Source organism: Dictyobacter aurantiacus (assembly GCF_003967515.1).
GTDB lineage: Bacteria > Chloroflexota > Ktedonobacteria > Ktedonobacterales > Ktedonobacteraceae > Dictyobacter > Dictyobacter aurantiacus.
The window spans coordinates 3,714,551-3,735,803 of record NZ_BIFQ01000001.1; the positions used below are offsets into that span (position 1 = coordinate 3,714,551).

The following is a 21,253-nucleotide window of genomic DNA, read 5'->3' on the forward strand; positions in this document are numbered from 1 at the left end:
GCTTTCCTATATATTGCGAGCATGTCTGGTCAAAATCTTTTTCAGCTTACGATTTACCGTCTGGCAGTATGACGTCTATTCTGTATACGAAATAGCTACCAAAACGGATGTTGTCTCTAACTTATTGCGCGGTGGGCGGCGGCGAGGAGATCTCTGGTTTGTCACTGCGCCGGCGCGCGGTCATAGGGTCCTGCAGCCAGTTGGGATCGCGTACCCGACCATCGCGATCGCCGAGCCCGTGGGCCCTGGCGGCATAGGTGTGAATAGGATCGAGTGGGGTAGTGGCGGCCTTGCGTAGCGCGGCCTCGCGTTCGAGGCGCTCCTGCTGACGCTTCTGCGCTTCACGAGCCAGGATGATCTCGCGTTCGCTCTGCAACTGGCGCTCGTGATCGCGCCGCCGTTTCAACTCGGCCTCCTGCTCCTCCTTCAGGCGTCGGCGTTGCTCGGCCTCCCTGGCGATCTGCGCCTGGCGCTCGGCCAGGGCCTGTGGACTCATCATTGGATCGCGCTCCATCGCTGCCTTCTGACGCGGGGTGAGCTCGCCCCTGTGGACCGCGCTCTCGGGATGGAAAAGATAATGAGAAGACATAGGGTCGAGCGCGCCTGCCGGGGCCTCTTCAACCATACGCGCGAAATTATTCAAATCCTTTTTTAAGATTGAGTCGAAGTAGGAGTTGACGCCGAAGCGATCACCTAGCTCACCGAGCGGACCTGTGGGTGGAGTGTAACGAATATAGACATCGACGGATGTGCGCTCAGGGCCTAGAGCGCGGAACTTGACCCGGCCAGAATTCTTGAGGCCGCGTGTGGAGCGCCAGCCAACCTGTTGATCTGGTATCCAATCTTCATTGACGGCATCCCATTCATATTGCCCTACCACCTTGACCGCCCAGTGGCTGCGCCGATCATCGTAGTAGGTAACCTCTTTCACAAAGCTCATGAATTTGGGAAAATCATTGAAATGTGTAAAGAGTTCGTAGACCTGGTGTAAGGGAGCTTTAACGATCACTGATGCAGAATGTTCTACCATACCTGTTCTCCTGTTTGGAAGGGAGATGTGTAGATGCTAATACGCGACGCTCTACCTGGTTACTACATTCGAAATGCCACAGAATCCGCTTTTGATCAGTGCCTGCAGGTCTGGAGGAACAGACCCACTTATACTAAGGATTTCTTAGTATAGCACACTGATTCAAGGTAATCAATCTCGTCCCGTCAGATATCTCGGTGCTCCTGTGTTTCCCCATAACCCCGGATCTCGCGCCCGCTTGCGTACACGGATGATTTTTCCGCGTGATACTATGCCTCTACCTTTTTCATGCGATATCGTGTATATGGAAATATAGGTGTGTAGCGAGGGAAAATCGGACGCGAGGTCCGAGCGTATGGGCCTCCGCGTGATTGTGCGTGGAACTCCGGTTGTGGTGGCGGCACAGTCGCAGGCGATCTATTTGAGAACTGATCAGGGCGTGACGGCGCTCAACCTCAGGGATGGCAGCTTGCTGTGGCATTATACCATCGGCAATAGTGATGGGGCGGCGCAGCCCCAGGGCTACGTGGTTCAGATCCAGCAGGGCATAATTTACCTGCTGTTCAATCGTAATACATCATTGAGCGCGCTACGCGTCTTAGATAAAGAGATACTCTGGCATACCCCGCTAACCCTGGCGGGATAATCTGGCATCAAGCGGAGAGGTGCAGGATGCGCGATTCTGAGCAGGATGATCTTTCTTCCATTGGTGAGTTTGAGATTGTGGACCTGGATGATGCGGAGGCTGCCAGGGGCGGCCTGCTGCATGGACAGTATTTTTCGGGGCGCAGCCGCTTCTACCTGGCGCTGCTGACGGCGCTGGGTGTGGTCGTGCTGGTGCTGGCTCTGCTGTGGCCGAATATCAGCGCGCTCTCGCGGCCACTACTGAGCGGCCCTCCTCCGGTGGCGCGACCGACGCCCCCGGTCACCCATATCAGTCAGCGCACGCCGCCGATCGTGAACGTGGTTACCTGGGGGCCGATCACGGTGATGAGGGCGGCGCCGGACTATGACTCCGACATGGGTCGTATCTTCGCCTTTGAGACGCGTACGGGCCGTGTGCTGTGGCGCAGCGACCAGAATATCCGCACCTTTGGGGTGGTGGATGGCAAGGTATACGAGCAGTGGCTCGACTACTCGCTGCACGTGCTTAATGTGCGCGATGGCTCGCAACTGTGGCAGCATCCCTTGCCGAGTGGGGCCAATGTTACCTCGGGGGCCAATGGACTTGTCTTTGTGGCGTCCGATGCGACGACGATAGTAGCCTACCGGCTCAGCGATGGCGCCTTCGTCTGGAGCCACGAGGATGTGGGCTCGCTGCAGCAGATCGATGCGGGTGTGGCCTATACCTTTCGCAGCGGCCCGCAAGGGCATGGAACCATCTCGGCGTTTCGTGTCGCAGACGGTCGCCTGGTGCGGCGCTACAGTGTGAATGATGATGGGTTACGCGCTCTGGTAGTCGATCAGGGCGTGCTCTATATCTTGCAGGTCAATCGTGACCTGGTGGCCCTGAGCATTCCGGACCTGCGGCAGCTGTGGCGGCGGCAGATCGACAAGAACGCTGACCTGGCGCGCATCGTCGATGGGCAGATCTATTTCAATGTTTATGAGCAGGGTATAAGCAACTGGATTGATGTCTGGAGCGCCCGCGATGGCTCGTCGCTGTGGCGCTACCACTACGGCTACGTGGTCTTCTCCGATGAGCAGGATGGCATCGTCTATGTCAGCGCGCACAGTAGCGTCAACGCCCTGCGTGCCGGCGATGGCGTGCTGCTCTGGCATCACGAGACCGGCTTTCTGGACCCCGCTATCCAGATCAACTCTGGTAGCGTCTATATCAACTCGATAAGCAAGGGGGTGGTCGATGCGCTCAACGCGCGCAGCGGCAAGTGGCGCTGGAGCTACTCGATCAATTACCACGGCGACGCGCAGCTGGACGTGCTCAGCTTTATCGCGGGCATCGAGGATGGCATCGTCTATGTTGTGTCGATGGAGGACTACTCGATCAACGCCCTGCGCGCCAGCGATAAAGTGTTGCTGTGGAGCAGTCACATCGCTATCACCCAGCCCCGCTGAACGCGCCCGGTCCCGGTGGGGACCTTCGGGCTATCGCGAATGAGATTTCACTCCCCTGAAAAATCGCAGCAGGCGCGCCTCCATCCACCTTCTCACGTCGCCGCAGCGACCTATCCACCCGACAGTCACAGCACGAAAAACATGCTATAGTTCTCGTATATTGTATTGAGACAGAGTTGTATAGTAGGAAGTAATCGCTGCGGATCACTCACCAGGCAGTAGAAATGCATTGCATCGAGCTGATAGGATAGAAGGGCTTGAATGCAAGTATCGCATCGCATAGAGAAGAGGATATCCATGACCTGGCAAGGAGCATTTCGCGTTTTCATCCGCGTTATTTTTATTTTCGCGTATATCGCGTTCCTGGCGGCGTCGATTCGGCATGTCGCCACCTTTTTCCATAATTTTGAGGCCGATCCCACCGATTGGGTCAATCCCTACACACTGGCCGTGAGCATCGATCTGACCGCCCTGGTATTGACGGTGGGTGTGATGTTCTTTCGCGGCAATATGCCATGGTACGCCCAGACGCTTACCTGGCTCTTTATTGTGTGCCTGACCGCCTTCAGCTGGTTTGTGAACTGGGAGTACGCCATGACGTTCCAGGGGAACGACCTGCGCGTCAACGATACATTGAGGATGCTCAATCCTATCCTGGCGTCGTCGTTCGCCTTCCTGAACCTGGCCTATTCGGTGGTGGCCGAGTTCTTTAGCTCGAAAAATGAGACGGCCGCCGAGCTGGCGGCGAAGGTCGATGAGCTGGAGATGCTGGAAGAGCAGCAGCGGCGCCTGGCGGCCTATAAGCAGCGCACGAAGCAGCCTGGCATGATTGAGCGCGTGAAGAATACGGCCCTGGAGGCACGCGCCGCCGTCAATGAGGTTCTGACTGCGGAGCCAGTCGGAGCCCGGTCATCCGCCCCCGGCGAGGCGAACATTGAGCAGGTCGCGCCAGTGACTATGGAGCCGGTGAAGAGCGCGGTGGAACTGGTCCCCACTGAGATGGAGGAGCGCGCGGCGGTGGCGACGCCTGAGCCGCAGCCCGTGGCGGTCAGAGAGGCTGAGATGGTTGAGGAGATTGAGCAGGTGACGACGGCCGCTTTTAATCAGCCGCAGGCCCTGCCATCCGTTGAGGAGGCCACGCCTCGCGAGGAGCGTATAGAAGAGGTGACGCAGGACAATGAGGTGGGAATGAAGGAGGAGGAGGAGCATACGACCGAGCCTCTGACGTTCGAGATGACGCCGCGTTATAAAGGCGACGGCGATATGGGTGGAGGCCAGGATAGCGGTCCACTGGCGGCCGAGGCGGTGTCCGCTAACGCTTTCTTGCCGGCCTGGGCTGGTGGGGATAATTCCAGTGAATTCCTGGCTGAGGAGATGGCGTCCTACCTGCCTCCGACGGATACCGGCTCGTTGCCTGCACTCTCCTCGAACACTGGCAAGCTGACGAGGCGCAAGCCGATGACGGTGGCCGAGGCCGCCGAGGCCCTGTCCCTCTCCGAGAGGCGCGTGCGCGAGCTGCGCAGCCAGGGCGTGCTGGTCGCCGACGACACCAACAAGATCAGGGTCGCCAGCGTCAACGCCTACCTGGGCAAGCGCCGCTCCCGATCGTAACCGCTGCCTTTCATGTAGGCCAGATACAAAAATCCCCCGTGGGTCTCCCACGGGGGATTTTTATATTATGACTCCCAGACCTCGTCGAGGTTGTGCGCGTAATAGGTCAGACCGCGACTGAAATATTGGAGCTTCTCGTCGTTGGTAGTTTCCAGCAGGTTGGTCAGGACGATCTCCATGGCCTCTCTGTATTGTCCCGAGTTGTAGAGCGCCATGGCCAGGAAGGTCTGCAGCGCCCGATTCTGGGGGAACTCGCGTACGCCCCGGCGCAGGGTCGCGACCGCCTCCTCATAGCGGCCCAGACCACGATAGGTACTGCCCAGACCGAGCAGGCAGCGCTCAAGGTCGGGTCCCGCCAGTCCCAGGTCGATGGCCCGCACATACAGGGGGATGGCGCCCTGCTCCAGTCCCAGGTTATCATGGGCCACGCCGGCCTGGAACGTAATCTCCGCATCATCCGGGTAGGCTGCCAGCAGTTCCATCAGCAGGGTGCGCGCGCGCTCCAGAATGGCCTGGTCCTGCTTCGCCCGACCCTCCTCGCGCAACTGAATAGCTTCTGCTAGACGATCTCGTGATATCATCATTGATCCTTTTCTTTTCTGTTCGATTGCTGTGCTTATGCGCCTATTTTAGCATGGATGTTCTATCGCGTATAGGCACCAGGCTTGCCTTGCTTGTCGCGTTATGGAGTGTCCGGTAGGGATGTGGCAGGGTGCGCCACCCAGAAGGAGGATATCATGATGTGATCGCCGTAGGGGCCAGGCTTGCCCTGGCTTTGTCGCGCATCGACCTGTTCCCAGGTGTTTACGTTGGGTCGAGTTTGCGTCGGATGGGATGGGAAGGGCATCCCATGAGAACGCGCTGGCGGTAAAGCGGGCCAGGCCGGATAGCCTCAGAGTGGGCTGGGTTCCTTCCGTTATTTCTGGAGGGCTTCTAGAAACAGTTCGAGACGTGCCTCGTTGCCTACGAACGGCACGCCATCTATGCGCTGGTTGAACGATATGTCAAATTGCCGACGATCGATGACCGTCGTTGCGTAGAGACCTACCCTCCAGCTATACGTCTCCATGTCGCGCGCATATCCCAGGTATTTGGCCTGAAACGTCACCGGGTGTGTTACCCCGTGTAAGGTCAGGTTACCTGTTACCTTGCTGGTGGTCTCCCCTGTCGGCTCAACCGAGGTGCTTTCAAATGTAATTGAGGGGTATCTCGTGACATCAAAGAAGCCTGCCGAACGCAAATGGCCATCCCTGGCTGATACACCGGTATCAATGCTGGCCGCGTTCACCTGTGCCTTGACCCATGAGTTCTCTGGCTGTTGCGTATCCAGGTGCAGGGTTCCATGTACCTCTTTGAAACGTCCTTTTACCACATTGATCATCAGGTGCATCACCGAAAATTCGATCAGGGTGTGAAAAGGGTCGATTTCCCAGGCCATATGCTTCCTCCTTGTGGCATAAGTATGGGTTGAGTAGATGCTGATCAGGTAGCAGGCGCGATATCATCTTTATCTATAGATTATAGAAGTTGATACTATAAAATTATCATTGATGAGTTGAAGCGCGCTGGCTCGTCTATTGACGATTATATTGATACATACTCACAAAAGCAAGCATTCTTGACAAAAAGTCTATATAATGATTGATTGATATTATGTATAGATGAGGTTTTTGCGTGCGGATTGTCACGTCCCCAATTGGGGATGTGATGTATCTGGTGGTACATGCGCGCCCGGGTACGGGGGGAAGCGCCCGCGAGGGGCGCACCTACGGGGGAGGGGGCGGAAAATCGGCCGCAAGGGCCGAACCTACGGGGAGGGGAGGGTCCATACCCTGGCGTTGCTGAACGATGCGGCGGCGGGGGTGTTGGACCCTTCGAGGGCGATCAGGCCGATTTTGCCACAGGTCAGGGTGCTGTTATGGGCGCTGACGAGGAAGTGTCGGTTGGCATAGAAGTAGAAGTCGCTGCCACGGGCAATGACGGTGATGGTGTTGCTGACGTGATAGCCGGTGTGAACGGCGGGCGATGAGACGTGTGTGTAGGGGATGACAGATACGCCAGAGGCTAACAGGTCATAGGCACCTTCGGGTTTGAGCATAAATGTATATCCCCAACGTTTGCTACCACGGCTGCCAGCGCGAAAGTCGATGCCACCACCCTCACTGCTGAGGTGGGTGATCTGGATCTGAAAGGCCATATTACAGAAGTAGGTGTTGTTGGCGAAACAGACCTCCAGTGCCTGCGCCGCGGTGGAGGTGACACGATATGTGCCGTTGCTGAAGCCGCAATGCTGCGAGATGGTCCAGTTGTTGCGATCCTGCGCTTTTAGCGGGTCCTGCCACGTCGGGGGGACGCTGGTGACGAGATGATAGAGCTGATTGGGTCCCGCGCTGGCGATGGCGGCGGACCTCTGGGCGGGCGTGAGGGTGGCGGTGGGATGGAGCTGGGCAACAGGCGTGTGGCGCGCCGTTGTTGTTTTGCTCATGACGGTGGGGCGTGCGAATGCAGCTATTCCTCCTACGATCAGCAAGATTGCTAGCAGTAGGCTTCCCGCGATGATGGGCCAGCGGTGGCGCGGTTGCTGCCGCGCGGCTGACATCAGGGATGGCGAGGTGGATGGGGTGCTCTGCTGCGCGTGGATGTCCTGCGTTGCCTCGACGTTGCTCTCTATCTTACGGGTAGTCGCGGAGCGTGGCCTGGCTACGGCGGCCCTGGGAGCGGTCACCTCATCAAGTTCGTCAGTGCTACTTTCCAGGCTGGCCTGAGCCAGGGCGGCGGCGAAATCACCCACGCTGGCGTAGCGCTGGTGTGGATCTTTGGCCAGCGCGGTAAAGATCACCTTCTCGACGGCTGGTGGAATATCTGGAAGGCGCTCTGAGAGCGGGGGTGGCGGCATCACCAGGTGCTGGCTTACTACCTCGCTGACCGAGCCACGGAAGGGACGCTCGCCGCTGAGCCATTCGTAGACGATGGCCGACAGCGCGTACTGGTCGCTGGCCGTCCGGGGTCGTCCTTGAATCTGTTCTGGTGCGATGTAGGCGATGGTTCCAGCGATGGTCGCCAGTGTCTGTGACCTGGTGTCATGCGCCATCGAGGCCACGCCGAAATCGCTCAGGATGATATTTCCCTGTTGATCAATCAACATGTTTTCGGGCTTCACATCGCAGTGGATGAGCTTTTGTGCATGGGCATAGTCTAGCGCGCTGGCCACCTGCTGCGCGTATCCGACCACCCTTGCCAGGGGCACACGCGACCCCCTTGAATGACGCTGGCGCAGCGTGCCCCCTGGCGCGTAGCTCATGACCAGGAACGGCCGCATATTCTGCACATCAAAATCGAGCACCCGCACAATATGCGGATGAAGCAGGTGGGCCAGGATACGCCCCTCCTGACGAAATCCCTCTATCTGCTCGTTCGTCAATCTGGTATGCAGCACTTTGATCGCCGCGTAGTTGCCCAGGTGTTGATGTTCACCCAGGTAGACATCCGCGAAGCCGCCGCTGCCCAGCAAGCGCAACAGTTGATAATTGCCAATACGTTCGCCCACGAGCTGGCTTCCATGCTCAGTTCCCATTCTGCCAGAAAGATCCTTTCACGCTTTTTTACACTACAACTGTATATCGAATAATCCCTATGTCGAGTAACCCGACCACAAGAGCGAGAACGTGCTGGAACACAAGGGTACAGCAGGCCATGCACCAGACATACCTCCAATAGGTGTTACCTCGATACATTAATTTTTATTAATATATTAATATATTAATATATTCCGATTTTTCTTTTCTATACCCCAGTACAATGTATGAAGGTATTGATCGTACTACGATAGAACATTGCGAAGAGCGAGCTTCGAAGAACGCATGGTGTCAGATCAATAACGGTTGCATCTGTCGATATCGAATTGCTGCTGGCATCTGCGCTGTTTCCTCTTCCAGATGTGCAATACCGTTTGAATACGTTTTAGTGTAGAAAGAGAGTACCGTAATGAATAATATTGAGCAAGACTATTGTACATCTTCGACCAACGAAGAATTGACTGAAGAGGCGCTGGCTAGCGTCCATGGTGGCCTGTTGCCATTCCCCTGCTCCAGCTGTGGCCTGGGTTATTATGGTGGTGGCTACGGTTATGGTGAAGGTATGGCCTCGAACTATGGTGCTGGCTATGGCTCAGGTGGACTTTTAGGTCTAGGTATCGGAAACGTCATAGGCATCGGCAACGTCGACCTCCTTTAATGCGTGATTGCTCTGGATCGTTAACGCGTGTGTCAATAGCGAAGCGTAAGCGGTCGTGAATATACCTATTATCAGGGATCCCCCCAATCTGGGGGTGTCCCTTTTTCTTTACCCTCGGCCAATGTGGTGTGTGAGCTTTCATATAATTATTACTCCAAAATATTCACCTTTATTAACACATAGGTATATTCCATATTGTCTTTTCTGCATTTCTGTATACTAAGTATTGGTACTAACTGTACCGCGATAAATGCTCCGATTACAATACCAGATCGAATGTATATTAAAGTAGAAAGAAAGGGTACCGTTATGAATAATAGCAAGCAAGACTATCGTGCATGGTTGACCGGTGAAGATCAGGTTCATTCCAGTGGCGTCCTTGAGTTGACCGAAGAGGCTCTGGCTGACATCTATGGTGGCTTTGGACCAGGCTGGGGCTACGGCTATGGTTATGGCTACGGCGGTGGCATCCCAAGTTTTGGTATTCCAGGTTATGGTTACGGCGGTGGCATCCTGGGTGGCGGCATCTTCGGTGGCTTCGGTGGCTATGGCTATGGTTACGGCTATGGCTATGGCTACGGTGGCGGTGTTTTGGGTGGAAGTCTGGGGCGCTTCATCCGTTAGTTCTCGCTTAAAATGATTCGTTAGCACGTGTATCCAACTCGAAGCGCAAGCAATAGTGGGCATGCCCACCACAAGGGACCTCCCAACGCGGGGAGGTCCCTTTTTTTCTTCATTCTCGGCCAGCATGATTCTGCTGACGTTCATCTTCTCCGCTTATTTTGCCAGTAAGGCAACGATCGGCAGGGTGAGCCAGAAGGTTGTTCCCTGCTCTGGATGGCTCTGTACCCCGACCTGGCCGTGATGTTGCTCAATGAGCATGCGGCACAGGTAGAAGCCGGTCCCCAGGTTCATATCGGCGCCGTGCTGGGTCGCTAGCTCTTTCTTGTGAGAGAAGTGTTGCCAGAGGGCCTTTTGCTCTTCTGTGACGATTCCCAGGCCCGCGTCATGGACCAGAATCAAGGCCACCGTATCGGTGACGATCAGCTGGATCGCCACGGGTTGCGCGGCGCCTGAATGGCTGAGGGCATTGACCAGGTAGTTGGTGAGCACCTGGACGATCTGCTGACCATCCGCGCGGATAAAGACGGCCTGAATTCCGGGTGGCACCTTCAACGCTATGGCGCGCTCGGGCGCGCTACGCCGCACCCTGTCCAACGTGTCGTGCAGCAGGGTGAGCAGATTCTCCTCTTGCATGCGCGCCTCGGTGGGCTCCGCCGGGATGGAGAGGGTATCGATCATGCCATTGAGGGCGTCTTGCTGCAGGTCGGCGCATTCGATGGCGGAGGCCAGGGGGTCCTCGATCTGCTCAATCGACATGTTTACCTCCCCCGTCTGCTCTCTAATCTGTCGCTTCAGCCTGTTTAAGCGATGCTGGGCCAGCTGGATATTGCCGATGATCCCGGTGAGCGGGGTTCTCAGCTCATGGCTGGCTAGCGTCAGGAAATCATTGCTCAGGCGGCCGACCTCTTGTTGCACCAGTGAGCGGGTGCCGGAGGCGATGCGTTCATGCAAGATGCCCAGGCATTCCACGAGCAGCTCGATCTCGACTACCACGATCTTCGCCAGCTGTATCTCCTCCGGCGTGTATCCGTTGGCAGAGCTAGCTTTGAAGACGATCAGCTGCCCGGCGAAGCGCTCCTCCAGAAAGAGGGGGAGCAACAGCAGATCCTCAGAGTCGAACACTGGCAAAAACGATGGGAGCTTGCGCAGATCCTGGGAAGAGATCTGCACCTCCTGGCGCGCGGAGAGACGGGCTATCACTTGGTCGTCGACAAACATCGAGGCGACCACTCCTTTGGCTGCCCGTACGACCTGCTCTTGTTCCGGGGTGAAACCACTGCCCGCGATATACCATAGCTGCCCGGAAGATCCAGTCGCCGTGAGCATTACGCGCCGACCATCCAGGACCTGGTGGATCATATCCATCAGTGGCCGGGCGATCGAGGAGACCAGTGGGGAGAGGAGCAGAGACCTTTCGGGCAGCATGCGGGTGCCATACGCGGGCAGGGAGGCGATGGCCATGTTGAGGGCCGCGATCGTCTCGTGTACCTGCTGAAGATGGAGCCCTTGCTGATAAGGGGATGTGACCTGCCGGAAGACCGCCATCGTGCCCGCCACCTGCTCCGTGTCATCCAGCAGCGGCGCGTGCCAGAAAGCGACCGTGGCCTGGCGCCCGGAGGGCAGGTGGAGCAGTAGCGTCTGTTCTGGCGCATAAGGCTCCACCGGGGGCTCTATCCCGAGCTGGGAGAGCCAGAGCTCCTGGTGGCCTGCCGCCTGGGGGTCGTCACCCCGTTGAAAGGTATGCAGAAAGCGCTGGAAATCTGTCCCTCTATATACCGCTTCAGCCGACACCTCAAAGAGCGTGAGCGCCGCCGGGTTCATCTGCAGAATCTTCCCCGCCTGGTCACAGATGATCACGCCCTCCGTGAAAGGCTGAAAGAGGCCCTGCAGCCAGGCGCATGGTACCGTCACCTGTCGTGTATTTTTCCCAGGGATATGCCTCATGATCGCTATCTCACCCTATCTTCTCTATCCTCCCTGATCTTTCTCCGCGAACGCCCTCCCGGCTCGCGGCTCTTTTCCACATACGATAAAAACCACCGCAGCAGCGATGAGTCATTCTATACCCTGGCATGAGCAGCATGCAATCTCGTCAATCAGAGATCGTGTATCCCGGCGAATTTTAGAGGCCACAGAAGGCCTCGTCCAACTGGCTAGTTCCCATATTGAGTGTTAACGCAACCTGGCGCAGCCCTAAGGTAGGGAAGACGAACACACATCCACCTGGTGGTCTTCCATATTGAGTGTTAACGCAACCTGGCGCAGCCCTAAGGTAGGGAAGACGAACACACATCCACCTGGTGGTCTTCCATATTGTATATTAATGCAACCGAGGCGCGAATGCGCCTCGGTTGCATTAATATACAAAACCAGTGCGGACGCGCAGCGGACGCGCGTGCGGGGGCGCTCAAGCCTGCCAACCAGAAGAAAGGAAGACCCCCCTTAGGATTTTGGCTCAGGCCGGTAGAGTATATAGCCATCTAGCTTATGGCGCACAAAGTAACGCCCTATCTGATCATTGGTCTTCTTTACCAGGGCCTGTACATATGGCAAGCAGTCATAGAGTGGCCTGGTCGTGAGCGTAAAATCCGTCGCGCACATAAAGGGAGACCTTTTAGAGTTCTTCAAGGCAACCCTGAACGCGGGGATGCGCTCATGCCTGGGGCTACCCTGGTTATCAATGACAGAGCAGACAATAGGGTGCCTGGTATTGATGGTGGCCACCACCAGGCTGTAACAGGTCCAGTAGTCGGTGTAAAGATAGGAGACGTGCAGCGCATTCAGCTGATCGATCAGATGCTGGCGCCGGGCGATCTCAGCATGTGCCTTTGGGATCTCGATAAAGGCCATGCCGGTCCCCGCGATAAGGATCATTATCAGCGCGCCGAGGATGGCCCGGCTCCCATAGAATCGCACCCTGGCCCATCTGTGGCCCTCGCGCAGAGAACGGGCAGCATAATAGAGGGGGGCTAGCATCGCTGGCGTGACCACAAAGAGACTGACCAGATAGCGTGCATGATACCCCGGCTGGTCAACGGGTCCCGCACTGTTAATGTAGATCAGGATCGATAGCACGGCGGCCCCGAGCAGACAGAGCCGGGCCACATAGCTTACCTGTTGCCTATGCTGTTCTACCTGGCTCAAGCCCTTCTGGCTCTGCTTGAGATAGGTAAGCGCGGCGATGGCGATCGCAATAGAGGCCGCCATCAACAGGATATAGCCAAGGCTCCAGCTGGATTGAATGATGCCGCAGGTGAGCGAGCGGCGCGTATTATCGCCCATAAAAGGGTACTCGATCACCGGGCAAAATGGGGAGCCGGTAGCAGTCGGCAGGCTGACCTGGAATGTCTCCACAACTTTGTGCCAGAGGGTCAATTGTTCTGGCCTGGCGTCAAGCGGGGCGCCTTCAGCCTGAGATAGTAAACCTCCCAGCAAACTCTTGCCTGGATTCTGGAGCGCGTAGAGTATGGTCGGCAGCAGGCCAATCGCGCCTCCCACCAGTCCAATCAGCCAGCCGCCGTAGATAAAGATCTCGCGCCAGCAAAAGACCAGTAGCAGCAGGGTCGCCATCAGGTAGAGAGGCGCACCGACCATATCGCTCCAGATGCCAAGCCCTACGATGATGCCAAAGCACAGATAGCCGGGCAAGCGCCGCAACCGGCTGCTGACAGTCGTGTGTCGCTGATATGTATAGGAGAGCCGGGCCGCCAGCAAGAATGAGAGCGCGCCAAAGACCAGTGTCTCAGCGGACCCCCCAGTCGCCAGGACGAGGCGCCCCACATATGAGAGCGTACTGACGCTGAGGATGGCCAGCGTGAGCAGGGCCAGCTTTGGGGAGTAGAGCAGTCGGGTGAGGTGATACATCACCACAAAGAAAACACCCATCAGCAGAACGACCCCCAGGCGCAGAGCCGTAATAGAGAGTCCGCCTGTGAGATGATAAAAGAGCGCCCCGAGATAGGCTTCTATCAGCCCCATATAGTCCTGCCCATAAAAAATCACAGGGGTTTTTCCATGATAGGCAATATCGTTGGCGATAAGGGCCATCACGCTTTCATCACTATTCGTGGCAGGCCAGTGCAGGAGGATGAGCAGAATGCGCAGCATGAGAGCGAAGGCAATGATGCAGGTGGCAACGAGGCCATATGAGTGAGTTTTACGACGGCCCAAAAGAATATTTAGCACGTGCGGCTCCTCAGCTTAGAGTGGCGTTAAATGCACCCAGGTCAATGGATATGCACTTATTTCATCGCATCACTATTCTATGGACCGAGCGCTTAAAAGTCAAGAAAAGCGCAAAAACATTATTGCTGTACCACGTTATGATTTGTTGCTACCAGTACAGCCCAGTGCATATCATCTCCTGCAACTTCAATATTGATCGTACTCTGTTTCCCAGCTCCGGCAGGGGCAGAATATTGGCCTCTGACCACCTGTGAGGGATTCGAGCATACGTTGTCGCCTGGTTCCCTGTGCCGAGATCTACGCTAATGTGGCCTTTTCCCTGGCAGGTGAGAAGAACAACGACAGCTGTATCAGTTGTAAATGCTCTACTTACGCGGTGATACGCATCACCAGTGTGATTATAGACAACCTTCCAGCCTGGATCAGCCACCAACGCTGGCATAGCGCCAGGGGTGGACGCCACGCTGCTCCCTGCTGTAGGAGAACTGATAGAAGAGACGGGCGTCGATGTTGTGCTTGATGTGGGTGTATTCGCGCTATCGCACGCTGGGAGAAGCAGGCAGCCTGCCAGCAAAAAGAACACGAAAAAAGCCAGGGCCAATTTACTTCTCATCTTTCACCTGCTGTTCTATCTTTTTATAAACTGGCTTTTATTTTGCAGGCATAAAAAAAGCGCGCCCAGCAGGGTTCGAACCTGCGGCCAACCGCTTAGAAGGCGGGCAGTCGCTAAATCACCGGACGCTTGATATGGATTGGCTCTAGAGGCCGATTCACACAATTCAAAAAGAATACAAGCTTAAATGAGGCGGATGGTCATACTTATTCACCCATTTTTTATGCCTCAAAAGGCTGTTGTTCGTAGGTTACTGCAATATTTTATCACAAAAAAGTTCTTCTGCCTCTATACCTTAAATCTCGCGCTAGTCGTTTGGAGAAAACCCCTCCTAATAAAAGTAAAACTTTGCATAAATTGCAAAAAATGCGTTTTTTGCAAAAAGTTTAAATACCTTTAAAACTCTACAAACCATAAATATATATTAGCACTATTATAGCTCTTATTGATTTAATAGCCAATTATGCACTAAAAGCATTGACTTTGTGGTACTTTGGATATTAATATTGGTTTATTAGACAAAAAAAGATTCTAGAAAGGTATTACAACGGTGAAATTTATCGATTTATTCGCCGGATTGGGAGGGTTTCATCTTGCATTGAGTCGACTTGGCCACACTTGCGTTTTTGCTTGTGAGATTAATCAAGGGTTACAACAACTATATAAGACCAATTTTGGTATAGAGCCTATGGGTGATATCCGTAACATACCGATTGATAAAATTCCAGTTCATGATATTCTCTGTGCTGGTTTTCCATGTCAACCATTCTCTAAGGCAGGCGAACAAAAAGGACTTGATTGTCCAAAATGGGGTGATTTATTTGAATATGTAATTAAAATACTTAAAGAGCGTAAGCCAGAATATATTATGCTTGAGAATGTTCCCAATTTGGAAAAGCATAACAATGGTACAACTTGGAGAGAAATGGAGGAAAAATTAAAAAATGAAGGATATGATATAGATTATAAAAGGTTGTCTCCCCATAAATTTGGTATCCCCCAGGTGAGAGAAAGAATTATAATTATTGGATGTAGGAGTGGACTAAGAGGCCATAGATGGCCAGATGAGAGCTCAAATGCAAATTTGTCAATTATATCAGCTCTAGAGCATAATCCTACAGACGCAAAACCATTATCTCCAAGCCTCATCGAATGCCTTAATGCTTGGCAAGAATTTATCAATAGCTTCCCAAAAGATTTAGAATTTCCATCATTTCCAATCTGGTCAATGGAATTTGGCGCAACATATCCATTCAAAGATACAACCCCTTATGCTATAGGTGTAGATGAACTACGCAATTATAAAGGTAGCCATGGTAAACCATTGGCAGAACTAGCAGACGACAATATTATGAAAGCACTACCATCTCATGCACGCAAAGAAGAAATGAAGTTCCCTTCTTGGAAAGTTAGATATATTCAACAAAATCGGGACCTTTATTTACAACATAAGAGCTGGATAGATCAATGGATGCCCTCAATTTTAAGTTTTCCGTCTAGTTTGCAAAAGCTCGAATGGAATTGTAAAGGTGAGGAGCGCAATATATGGAACTTTGTACTCCAAATAAGAGCCTCTGGTGTTCGGGTCAAAAGACCAACAACATCACCTTCTTTAATTGCACAAACTGATACGCAAGTACCTATTATTGCTTGGGAAAAACGATACATGACTCCAAGGGAATGTGCAGCTCTTCAAAGCATGCAAAGTTTACCTAATCTTCCAGCAACGAGAGAGCAAGCCTTTAAAGCGTTGGGTAATGCGGTTAACGTAGATCTTGTTGAATTAGTAGCCAAAGCATTACTACCAAGTGCTTTAGAAAACTTTACAGCAAATACTGTCGTAGAGGAAAACCTTGTTCTTAGTTGATACTAACGTTATTTCATTCCCCATCCTTTTTAAGTGGTTTGGAGCCCAGCAATGAAGGTCAATAAAGCCGAGCGTGTCAATATTAGGCCTGGCGTTAGCATTTTATCTGTTCTTCGCCATCTAAACTACAAACCTTGGTACGCATTAGCAGAGTTTGTTGATAATTCAATACAAAGTTATGTGGAATACAAAAGTGAGCTAGATGCGGTTGAAGGCCATCAATTCAAGCTCCAGGTCGCGATAGAGCTAGATCCAAATGATGGTGGGCAGATTATCATAAGAGATAACGCAGCTGGTATTCATGAGAAAGATTTTAGCCGAGCATTTCGACCCGCAGAAGTCCCACTGGATCGAAGCGGCCTCTCCGAATTTGGAATGGGCATGAAAAGTGCCTCATGTTGGTTTGCGGATCGCTGGACAGTAAGGACATCTGCTCTTTATGAAGCCACCGAAAAAACTGTTGATTTTAATATTGAGAAAATTGTTGAAGATGATATAGAAGAACTAGTAGTAAAAGCACAATCATCTTTACATACAAACCATTACACAGAGATCAGCCTCAAGGGTTTACATAAAATTCCACATTCAAAGACAGTCGTAAAAATTAAAGATCACCTAGCAAGTATCTATAGAATTTTCATCAGAGAAGGCATTCTCGAACTGAGATTCAATAATGAAATATTACAATACCAAGAACCTAAGATCCTAACAGCACCGTATTATAAAACTCCAGAAGCCCAACCAGTACTCTGGAAAAAAGAAATTAAGTTTGATTTTGGGTTTGGTCTTAAGATCACTGGCTTTGTAGCGCTTAGAGAAACTGGAAGTACAGCTAGTGCTGGATTTGGCCTTTTCAGACGAAATCGTTTGATAGAGGGAAGTGGAGAAGACAGTTACAGACCCGAAGCTATCTTTGGAAGACACAACAGTTTTATCTATCAACGTCTATTTGGTGAACTACATCTTGAAGGGTTTGAAGTAAGCCATACTAAAGATGGTTTCAGATGGGAAGAACATGAAGAAATATTTCTTGAATTACTCAAGGAGTATATTGAAAAACCTCCCTTACCTTTACTTGATCAAGCAGAAGGGTATAGAGCTAGACCAAAACCAAGAGAATTGATTAGAGGTGCAGAAATAGTCACCCAACGAACAGCAGAGGTTCTCCAAAGAGAGGTTTCACCGGTTTTGGAACAGCAATTTGTATCAAAACCAGAAACACAAAATCCACCACAAGTACTGCCCAGCGCAACCAAAGCCTCCCAAAGAATCATAGATGTTAGTCTGAATGATGCTCATTGGCAAATCGCCCTTGAACTATCAGATGACCCCAGTGTTGGAGAATGGATAAGCATTTATGACCACACACTTACAAATGATGCGAATGATGATATACGACGTTTAGGTGTTCGTTTAGCTCTAGATCATCCATTCACGGAAAGATTTGCAGGTGCAGATCCAATGAAGCTGGAACCATTATTACGTCTAGCTGTAGCCATCGCATTGGCTGAAACAACAGCCAGAGTAAGTGGAGTTAGGATGACAGGAACTATAAGGCGCAATATCAATGACTTGCTGAGGAATGCGCTTTCAAAAGAATAATATTTTGATTAATAGGGGGATTAAATGTCACAAAATATTAATAATGGTTTAGCGTTAGAAACTATAAAAATAATCTCCAATGATAACCAATCATCAAATTTATGGGAACCAGTAAAAGGTGATGAAACATTCAAACTACTTGACCATCTTAAATTTCCACCTAAAGACAGAGAAACACTAGAGGAAGAATCCAGGGCGGTACTTGCACATTGTGTGCCCCCTTCTACACATGAGGGAAAGGAAACAGGGCTTGTAATAGGTTATATACAAAGTGGTAAAACCACATCATTTACGACCGTTGCAGCTCTAGCTAGCGACAATGACTATAGATTGATCATTGTCATAACAGGTATCACAACTAACCTTTTTAATCAATCCAGTAATAGGCTTGAAAAAGATTTAAGGATAAAAAATCGAACTGATCGAAAATGGCAATTTTTAAGCAATCCAAAAGCAAGAGCAGATATAAAACAAAGAATAGCTAATGCCATTCAGAAGAAAACCTCTTTACCAGGTATAGGCAAACCAACAGTTCTCATAACTGTAATGAAGCAAAGAACCCATTTAAATAATTTAATAAAACTATTATCTGAGTTACCTCTCAATGGAGTACCAACACTAATCATAGATGATGAGGCGGATCAAGCGAGCTTAAATAATTTAGTAAATAAAGGGAAGGAAAGTCCTACATATAAGCGTATCTTAAAAATAAAGAGCCTTCTCTCGCATCATTCATTCTTGCAGTACACAGCCACACCACAAGCGCCTTTATTAATCAATATCATCGATGTGCTATCTCCTAATTTTGCAGCCTTGCTTACACCTGGCCCTGCATATACAGGAGGAAAAATCTTTTTTGAGGGGGACTTCCGTCTCATTAGACGTATACGTGAAAGTGAAGTTCCGTCCAAAGATCAACAATTAACAGAGCCTCCTGATAGTCTTCTCCAAGCTATGCAAATATATTTTCTTGGGGCAGCAGCTGGATTGAAATGTGGAGCACAAGGGAATCGTTCAATGATGGTTCATCCTTCTAAAGAAACAATGCAGCATGCGAATTATGATCGATGGGTAAGAGATATTCAACAACTTTGGTCCCAAATATTTCAACTAGACAAAAGTGACTACGACCGAAAAGATCTGGTTAACATGTTTAGGGATGCTTACAATGATTTATCAGCTACTGTGCAAGATTTAGCATCTTTTGATGATTTATTAGAGTACCTACCACATGCTATTAGCGATACTATTGTTACCATGGTAAATGCTGCCGGAGGCAAAACTCCTCAACCAGACTGGGAGCAAAATTACTCTCATATTCTAGTTGGTGGAGAAGTCTTAAACAGAGGGTACACCATTGAAGGTCTGACAGTCTCGTATATGCCCAGGAGCAAAGGTGTGGGAAATGCCGATACAATACAACAGCGAGCACGCTGGTTCGGATATAAAGCTGACTATTTAGGGTATTGCCGTGTTTATTTAACTGATGAACAACAAGAGATTTATAAAAAATATGTGAATTCAGAAGAGGCTGTAAGAAGAAAATTAAGGGAAATTGCAGTTTCGGGAAAATCGCTCAATGAATGGAGGAGAGCTTTTCCGCTACCACCTGGATTGCGCCCGACCCGACATGATGTAATTGATAGAGAATATAATCGTCATAATTATTCACATGAATGGTTTGAACAGCAATGGCCGCATGCATCTTTTGAAGCGGTAGAAATAAATCGCGTAATCGTCAAACAAGTTATCTCTGATTTATCGCCATACTTCAAGGTGGAGGCAGGAATAACAGAGATGCAAAACCATTTAGTTGCATCGGGTATAGATTTGACCTCTGTATACGAAGAGTTATTAACCAAATTCCAAATAACAGAACATGATGAGTCCTATAATTACGATGCTCTCCTACAACAAATAGACGATTATTTGCAACGTCCAGAACGCAAAGTCAATAAGTGTACTGTTTACCTGATGAGTGGGGGCAGACAAAGAAGAAGAAGTATAGATGAGGAAGGGAAAATACCTTTTGTTTTTCAAGGGCCAACACGAGGCAAAACAGGAGAACGATATCAAGGTGATAGTAAGTTTTATTCTCAGGATGAGGTTACAATACAAATACACATTATCAATATTTCAAAGGATGACAAAGTGATTACTGAGAATGTGCCAACTATCGCAGTCCGATTACCAGAGGAAATGTCTGAGAGTTGGATCATACAAACAGATAGAAAAGCAAGTAAAAAGTTTGCGCGTCCAAATTGGGAATAAAAAGATAGTAAAGAAAAGTAGCTAAAACTATGCTCGATTTAATACAACTGTTTGGCTCTTTGCAATCTCCAGAAGAAGCCACAGAAGAAGAGGCTATTCGTTTCTCAGCGATTTCGATACCTGGATACAGCAAACATAGGTTAGCTAAAGATGCTCAAGATAAACCTTGTTTACTGATATCGGTTCTTGATTCCTCAAGGAAGGACAAATCAGCACCTATTAAACTTGAACACGTCTTCGTCCAATATGATGTAAAGTGTCAAATATCTCAAATCGATGGTGTAATAGAAGAGGGTAAATTTACCATTGTGGGATGTGCTGTCAATGACGAGACCATGCATACTTATTTCCTTCACATTGCAAGTATTCTGGTTACTGCACTAGGAACAGACCCTTCTAGGAATGAAGTCTTCAACACTATTAACAACTTTATAGAACTATTTCGTGGTATCACTGAAATACCACGAAAATCTGTCCAAGGTTTGTGGGCAGAGCTATTTTTAATGGCCAGAGCCAATGACATACCAACAGTCATAAAAGCCTGGCATCCTACCAATGAGGATCGCTATGACTTTAGTTCAGAAGACCAAAGGATTGAGGTTAAAAGCACATCAAAGAGAACCAGGCAACACTATTTCTCATTAGAGCAGTTATGTCCTCCAGCAAACACAAATTTAGTCATAGCATCTATATTTGTGGAATACGCCGGTATCGGAACAAGTATCATGGATCTGGTTGATCACATTAATACTCATCTTGCAAGCCATCCAGACTTAATGTTCAAACTTGATCGGCTGATTAGTTCAACACTAGGAACAAACTGGCGTGACGCATTTGATGCTCAATTCGATATCGACTTGGCAGAAGAATCATTAAAATTCTTTGAAGTCACTGCTATACCAACAGTTAATCGAGACATACCTGCAGAAGTTAGCGAAGTACATTTCAAATCAGACCTATCTAATTGCCCGTCTCTAGATCTTCAACACTTCCGCAAACAAGGAGGCTTATTTAAAGCTACATTAAGTCAGCAGAGATTCAAAACAATAAGACATAAACACATTAAGGTTAATTCCTGAAAAACATTAAGAGGACGTAATATCATAAACCTAACGTCCTCTTTTTCAATTAGACCCTGCTT

The 21,253-nt window shown here is 50.6% G+C and carries 15 protein-coding genes and 1 tRNA gene; 9 read left to right on the forward strand and 7 right to left on the reverse strand.

What is annotated here, in order from left to right; genetic code table 11:
* Positions 1-121: 121 nt before the first annotated feature.
* Positions 122-1,030 (reverse strand): SRPBCC family protein, encoded by a 909-nt coding sequence (locus tag KTT_RS15040; protein WP_126596751.1) that lies wholly within the window; start codon positions 1,028-1,030, stop codon positions 122-124.
* A 355-nt stretch (positions 1,031-1,385) separates the two neighbouring features.
* Between KTT_RS15040 and KTT_RS15045 the strand changes: the two genes are divergently transcribed.
* From KTT_RS15045 to KTT_RS15055, 3 genes are all read left to right on the forward strand, one after another.
* Positions 1,386-1,676 (forward strand): hypothetical protein, encoded by a 291-nt coding sequence (locus tag KTT_RS15045; RefSeq protein ID WP_126596753.1) that lies wholly within the window; start codon positions 1,386-1,388, stop codon positions 1,674-1,676.
* A 26-nt stretch (positions 1,677-1,702) separates the two neighbouring features.
* On the forward strand, positions 1,703-3,106 hold the full coding sequence (locus KTT_RS15050; protein ID WP_126596755.1) for an outer membrane protein assembly factor BamB family protein: 1,404 nt from the start codon (positions 1,703-1,705) through the stop codon (positions 3,104-3,106).
* 297 nt (positions 3,107-3,403) lie between these two features.
* Complete coding sequence (locus KTT_RS15055) at positions 3,404-4,717, forward strand: helix-turn-helix domain-containing protein (protein WP_126596756.1); 1,314 nt, start codon at positions 3,404-3,406, stop codon at positions 4,715-4,717.
* Positions 4,718-4,782: 65 nt separating this feature from the next.
* Here KTT_RS15055 and KTT_RS15060 read toward each other — a convergent pair whose 3' ends face one another.
* From KTT_RS15060 to KTT_RS15070, 3 genes are all read right to left on the reverse strand, one after another.
* Positions 4,783-5,301: a tetratricopeptide repeat protein gene (locus KTT_RS15060; RefSeq protein ID WP_235845733.1), complete on the reverse strand. Its 519-nt coding sequence runs from the start codon at positions 5,299-5,301 to the stop codon at positions 4,783-4,785.
* Positions 5,302-5,633: 332 nt separating this feature from the next.
* On the reverse strand, positions 5,634-6,155 hold the full coding sequence (locus KTT_RS15065; protein WP_126596758.1) for a YceI family protein: 522 nt from the start codon (positions 6,153-6,155) through the stop codon (positions 5,634-5,636).
* A 369-nt stretch (positions 6,156-6,524) separates the two neighbouring features.
* Entirely contained in the window at positions 6,525-8,291 is a 1,767-nt protein-coding gene (locus KTT_RS15070) for a serine/threonine protein kinase (protein ID WP_126596759.1), read from the reverse strand.
* A gap of 410 nt (positions 8,292-8,701) precedes the next feature.
* Here KTT_RS15070 and KTT_RS15075 point away from each other — a divergent pair, with 410 nt between their 5' ends.
* Together KTT_RS15075 and KTT_RS15080 are read left to right on the forward strand one after the other, a co-directional pair.
* On the forward strand, positions 8,702-8,950 hold the full coding sequence (locus tag KTT_RS15075) for a hypothetical protein (protein WP_126596761.1): 249 nt from the start codon (positions 8,702-8,704) through the stop codon (positions 8,948-8,950).
* 309 nt (positions 8,951-9,259) lie between these two features.
* Positions 9,260-9,574 carry a hypothetical protein gene (locus KTT_RS15080; RefSeq protein ID WP_126596763.1) on the forward strand — a complete coding sequence of 105 codons (315 nt, stop codon included), beginning with the start codon at positions 9,260-9,262 and terminating at the stop codon, positions 9,572-9,574.
* Between the two features lie 153 nt (positions 9,575-9,727).
* Here KTT_RS15080 and KTT_RS15085 read toward each other — a convergent pair whose 3' ends face one another.
* The 3 genes from KTT_RS15085 to KTT_RS15095 all read right to left on the reverse strand — a co-directional run bounded on the left by KTT_RS15085 (position 9,728) and on the right by KTT_RS15095 (position 14,501).
* Entirely contained in the window at positions 9,728-11,518 is a 1,791-nt protein-coding gene (locus KTT_RS15085) for a sensor histidine kinase (protein ID WP_126596765.1), read from the reverse strand.
* Positions 11,519-12,016: 498 nt separating this feature from the next.
* Entirely contained in the window at positions 12,017-13,759 is a 1,743-nt protein-coding gene (locus tag KTT_RS15090) for an ArnT family glycosyltransferase (protein WP_126596767.1), read from the reverse strand.
* Between the two features lie 673 nt (positions 13,760-14,432).
* Positions 14,433-14,501, reverse strand: a tRNA-Arg gene (locus KTT_RS15095).
* A 421-nt stretch (positions 14,502-14,922) separates the two neighbouring features.
* On the opposite strand from KTT_RS15095, the gene KTT_RS15100 reads away from it, so the two are divergent.
* Genes KTT_RS15100 through KTT_RS15115 form a run of 4 tightly spaced genes read left to right on the forward strand, consistent with a single transcriptional unit; the run spans position 14,923 to position 21,191 of the window.
* On the forward strand, positions 14,923-16,239 hold the full coding sequence (locus tag KTT_RS15100; protein WP_218030893.1) for a DNA cytosine methyltransferase: 1,317 nt from the start codon (positions 14,923-14,925) through the stop codon (positions 16,237-16,239).
* A gap of 51 nt (positions 16,240-16,290) precedes the next feature.
* Positions 16,291-17,841 carry an ATP-binding protein gene (locus KTT_RS15105; RefSeq protein WP_126596771.1) on the forward strand — a complete coding sequence of 517 codons (1,551 nt, stop codon included), beginning with the start codon at positions 16,291-16,293 and terminating at the stop codon, positions 17,839-17,841.
* A gap of 24 nt (positions 17,842-17,865) precedes the next feature.
* Positions 17,866-20,112 (forward strand): Z1 domain-containing protein, encoded by a 2,247-nt coding sequence (locus KTT_RS15110; RefSeq protein WP_126596773.1) that lies wholly within the window; start codon positions 17,866-17,868, stop codon positions 20,110-20,112.
* A gap of 29 nt (positions 20,113-20,141) precedes the next feature.
* On the forward strand, positions 20,142-21,191 hold the full coding sequence (locus KTT_RS15115) for a PD-(D/E)XK motif protein (protein ID WP_126596775.1): 1,050 nt from the start codon (positions 20,142-20,144) through the stop codon (positions 21,189-21,191).
* Positions 21,192-21,253: the final 62 nt, after the last annotated feature.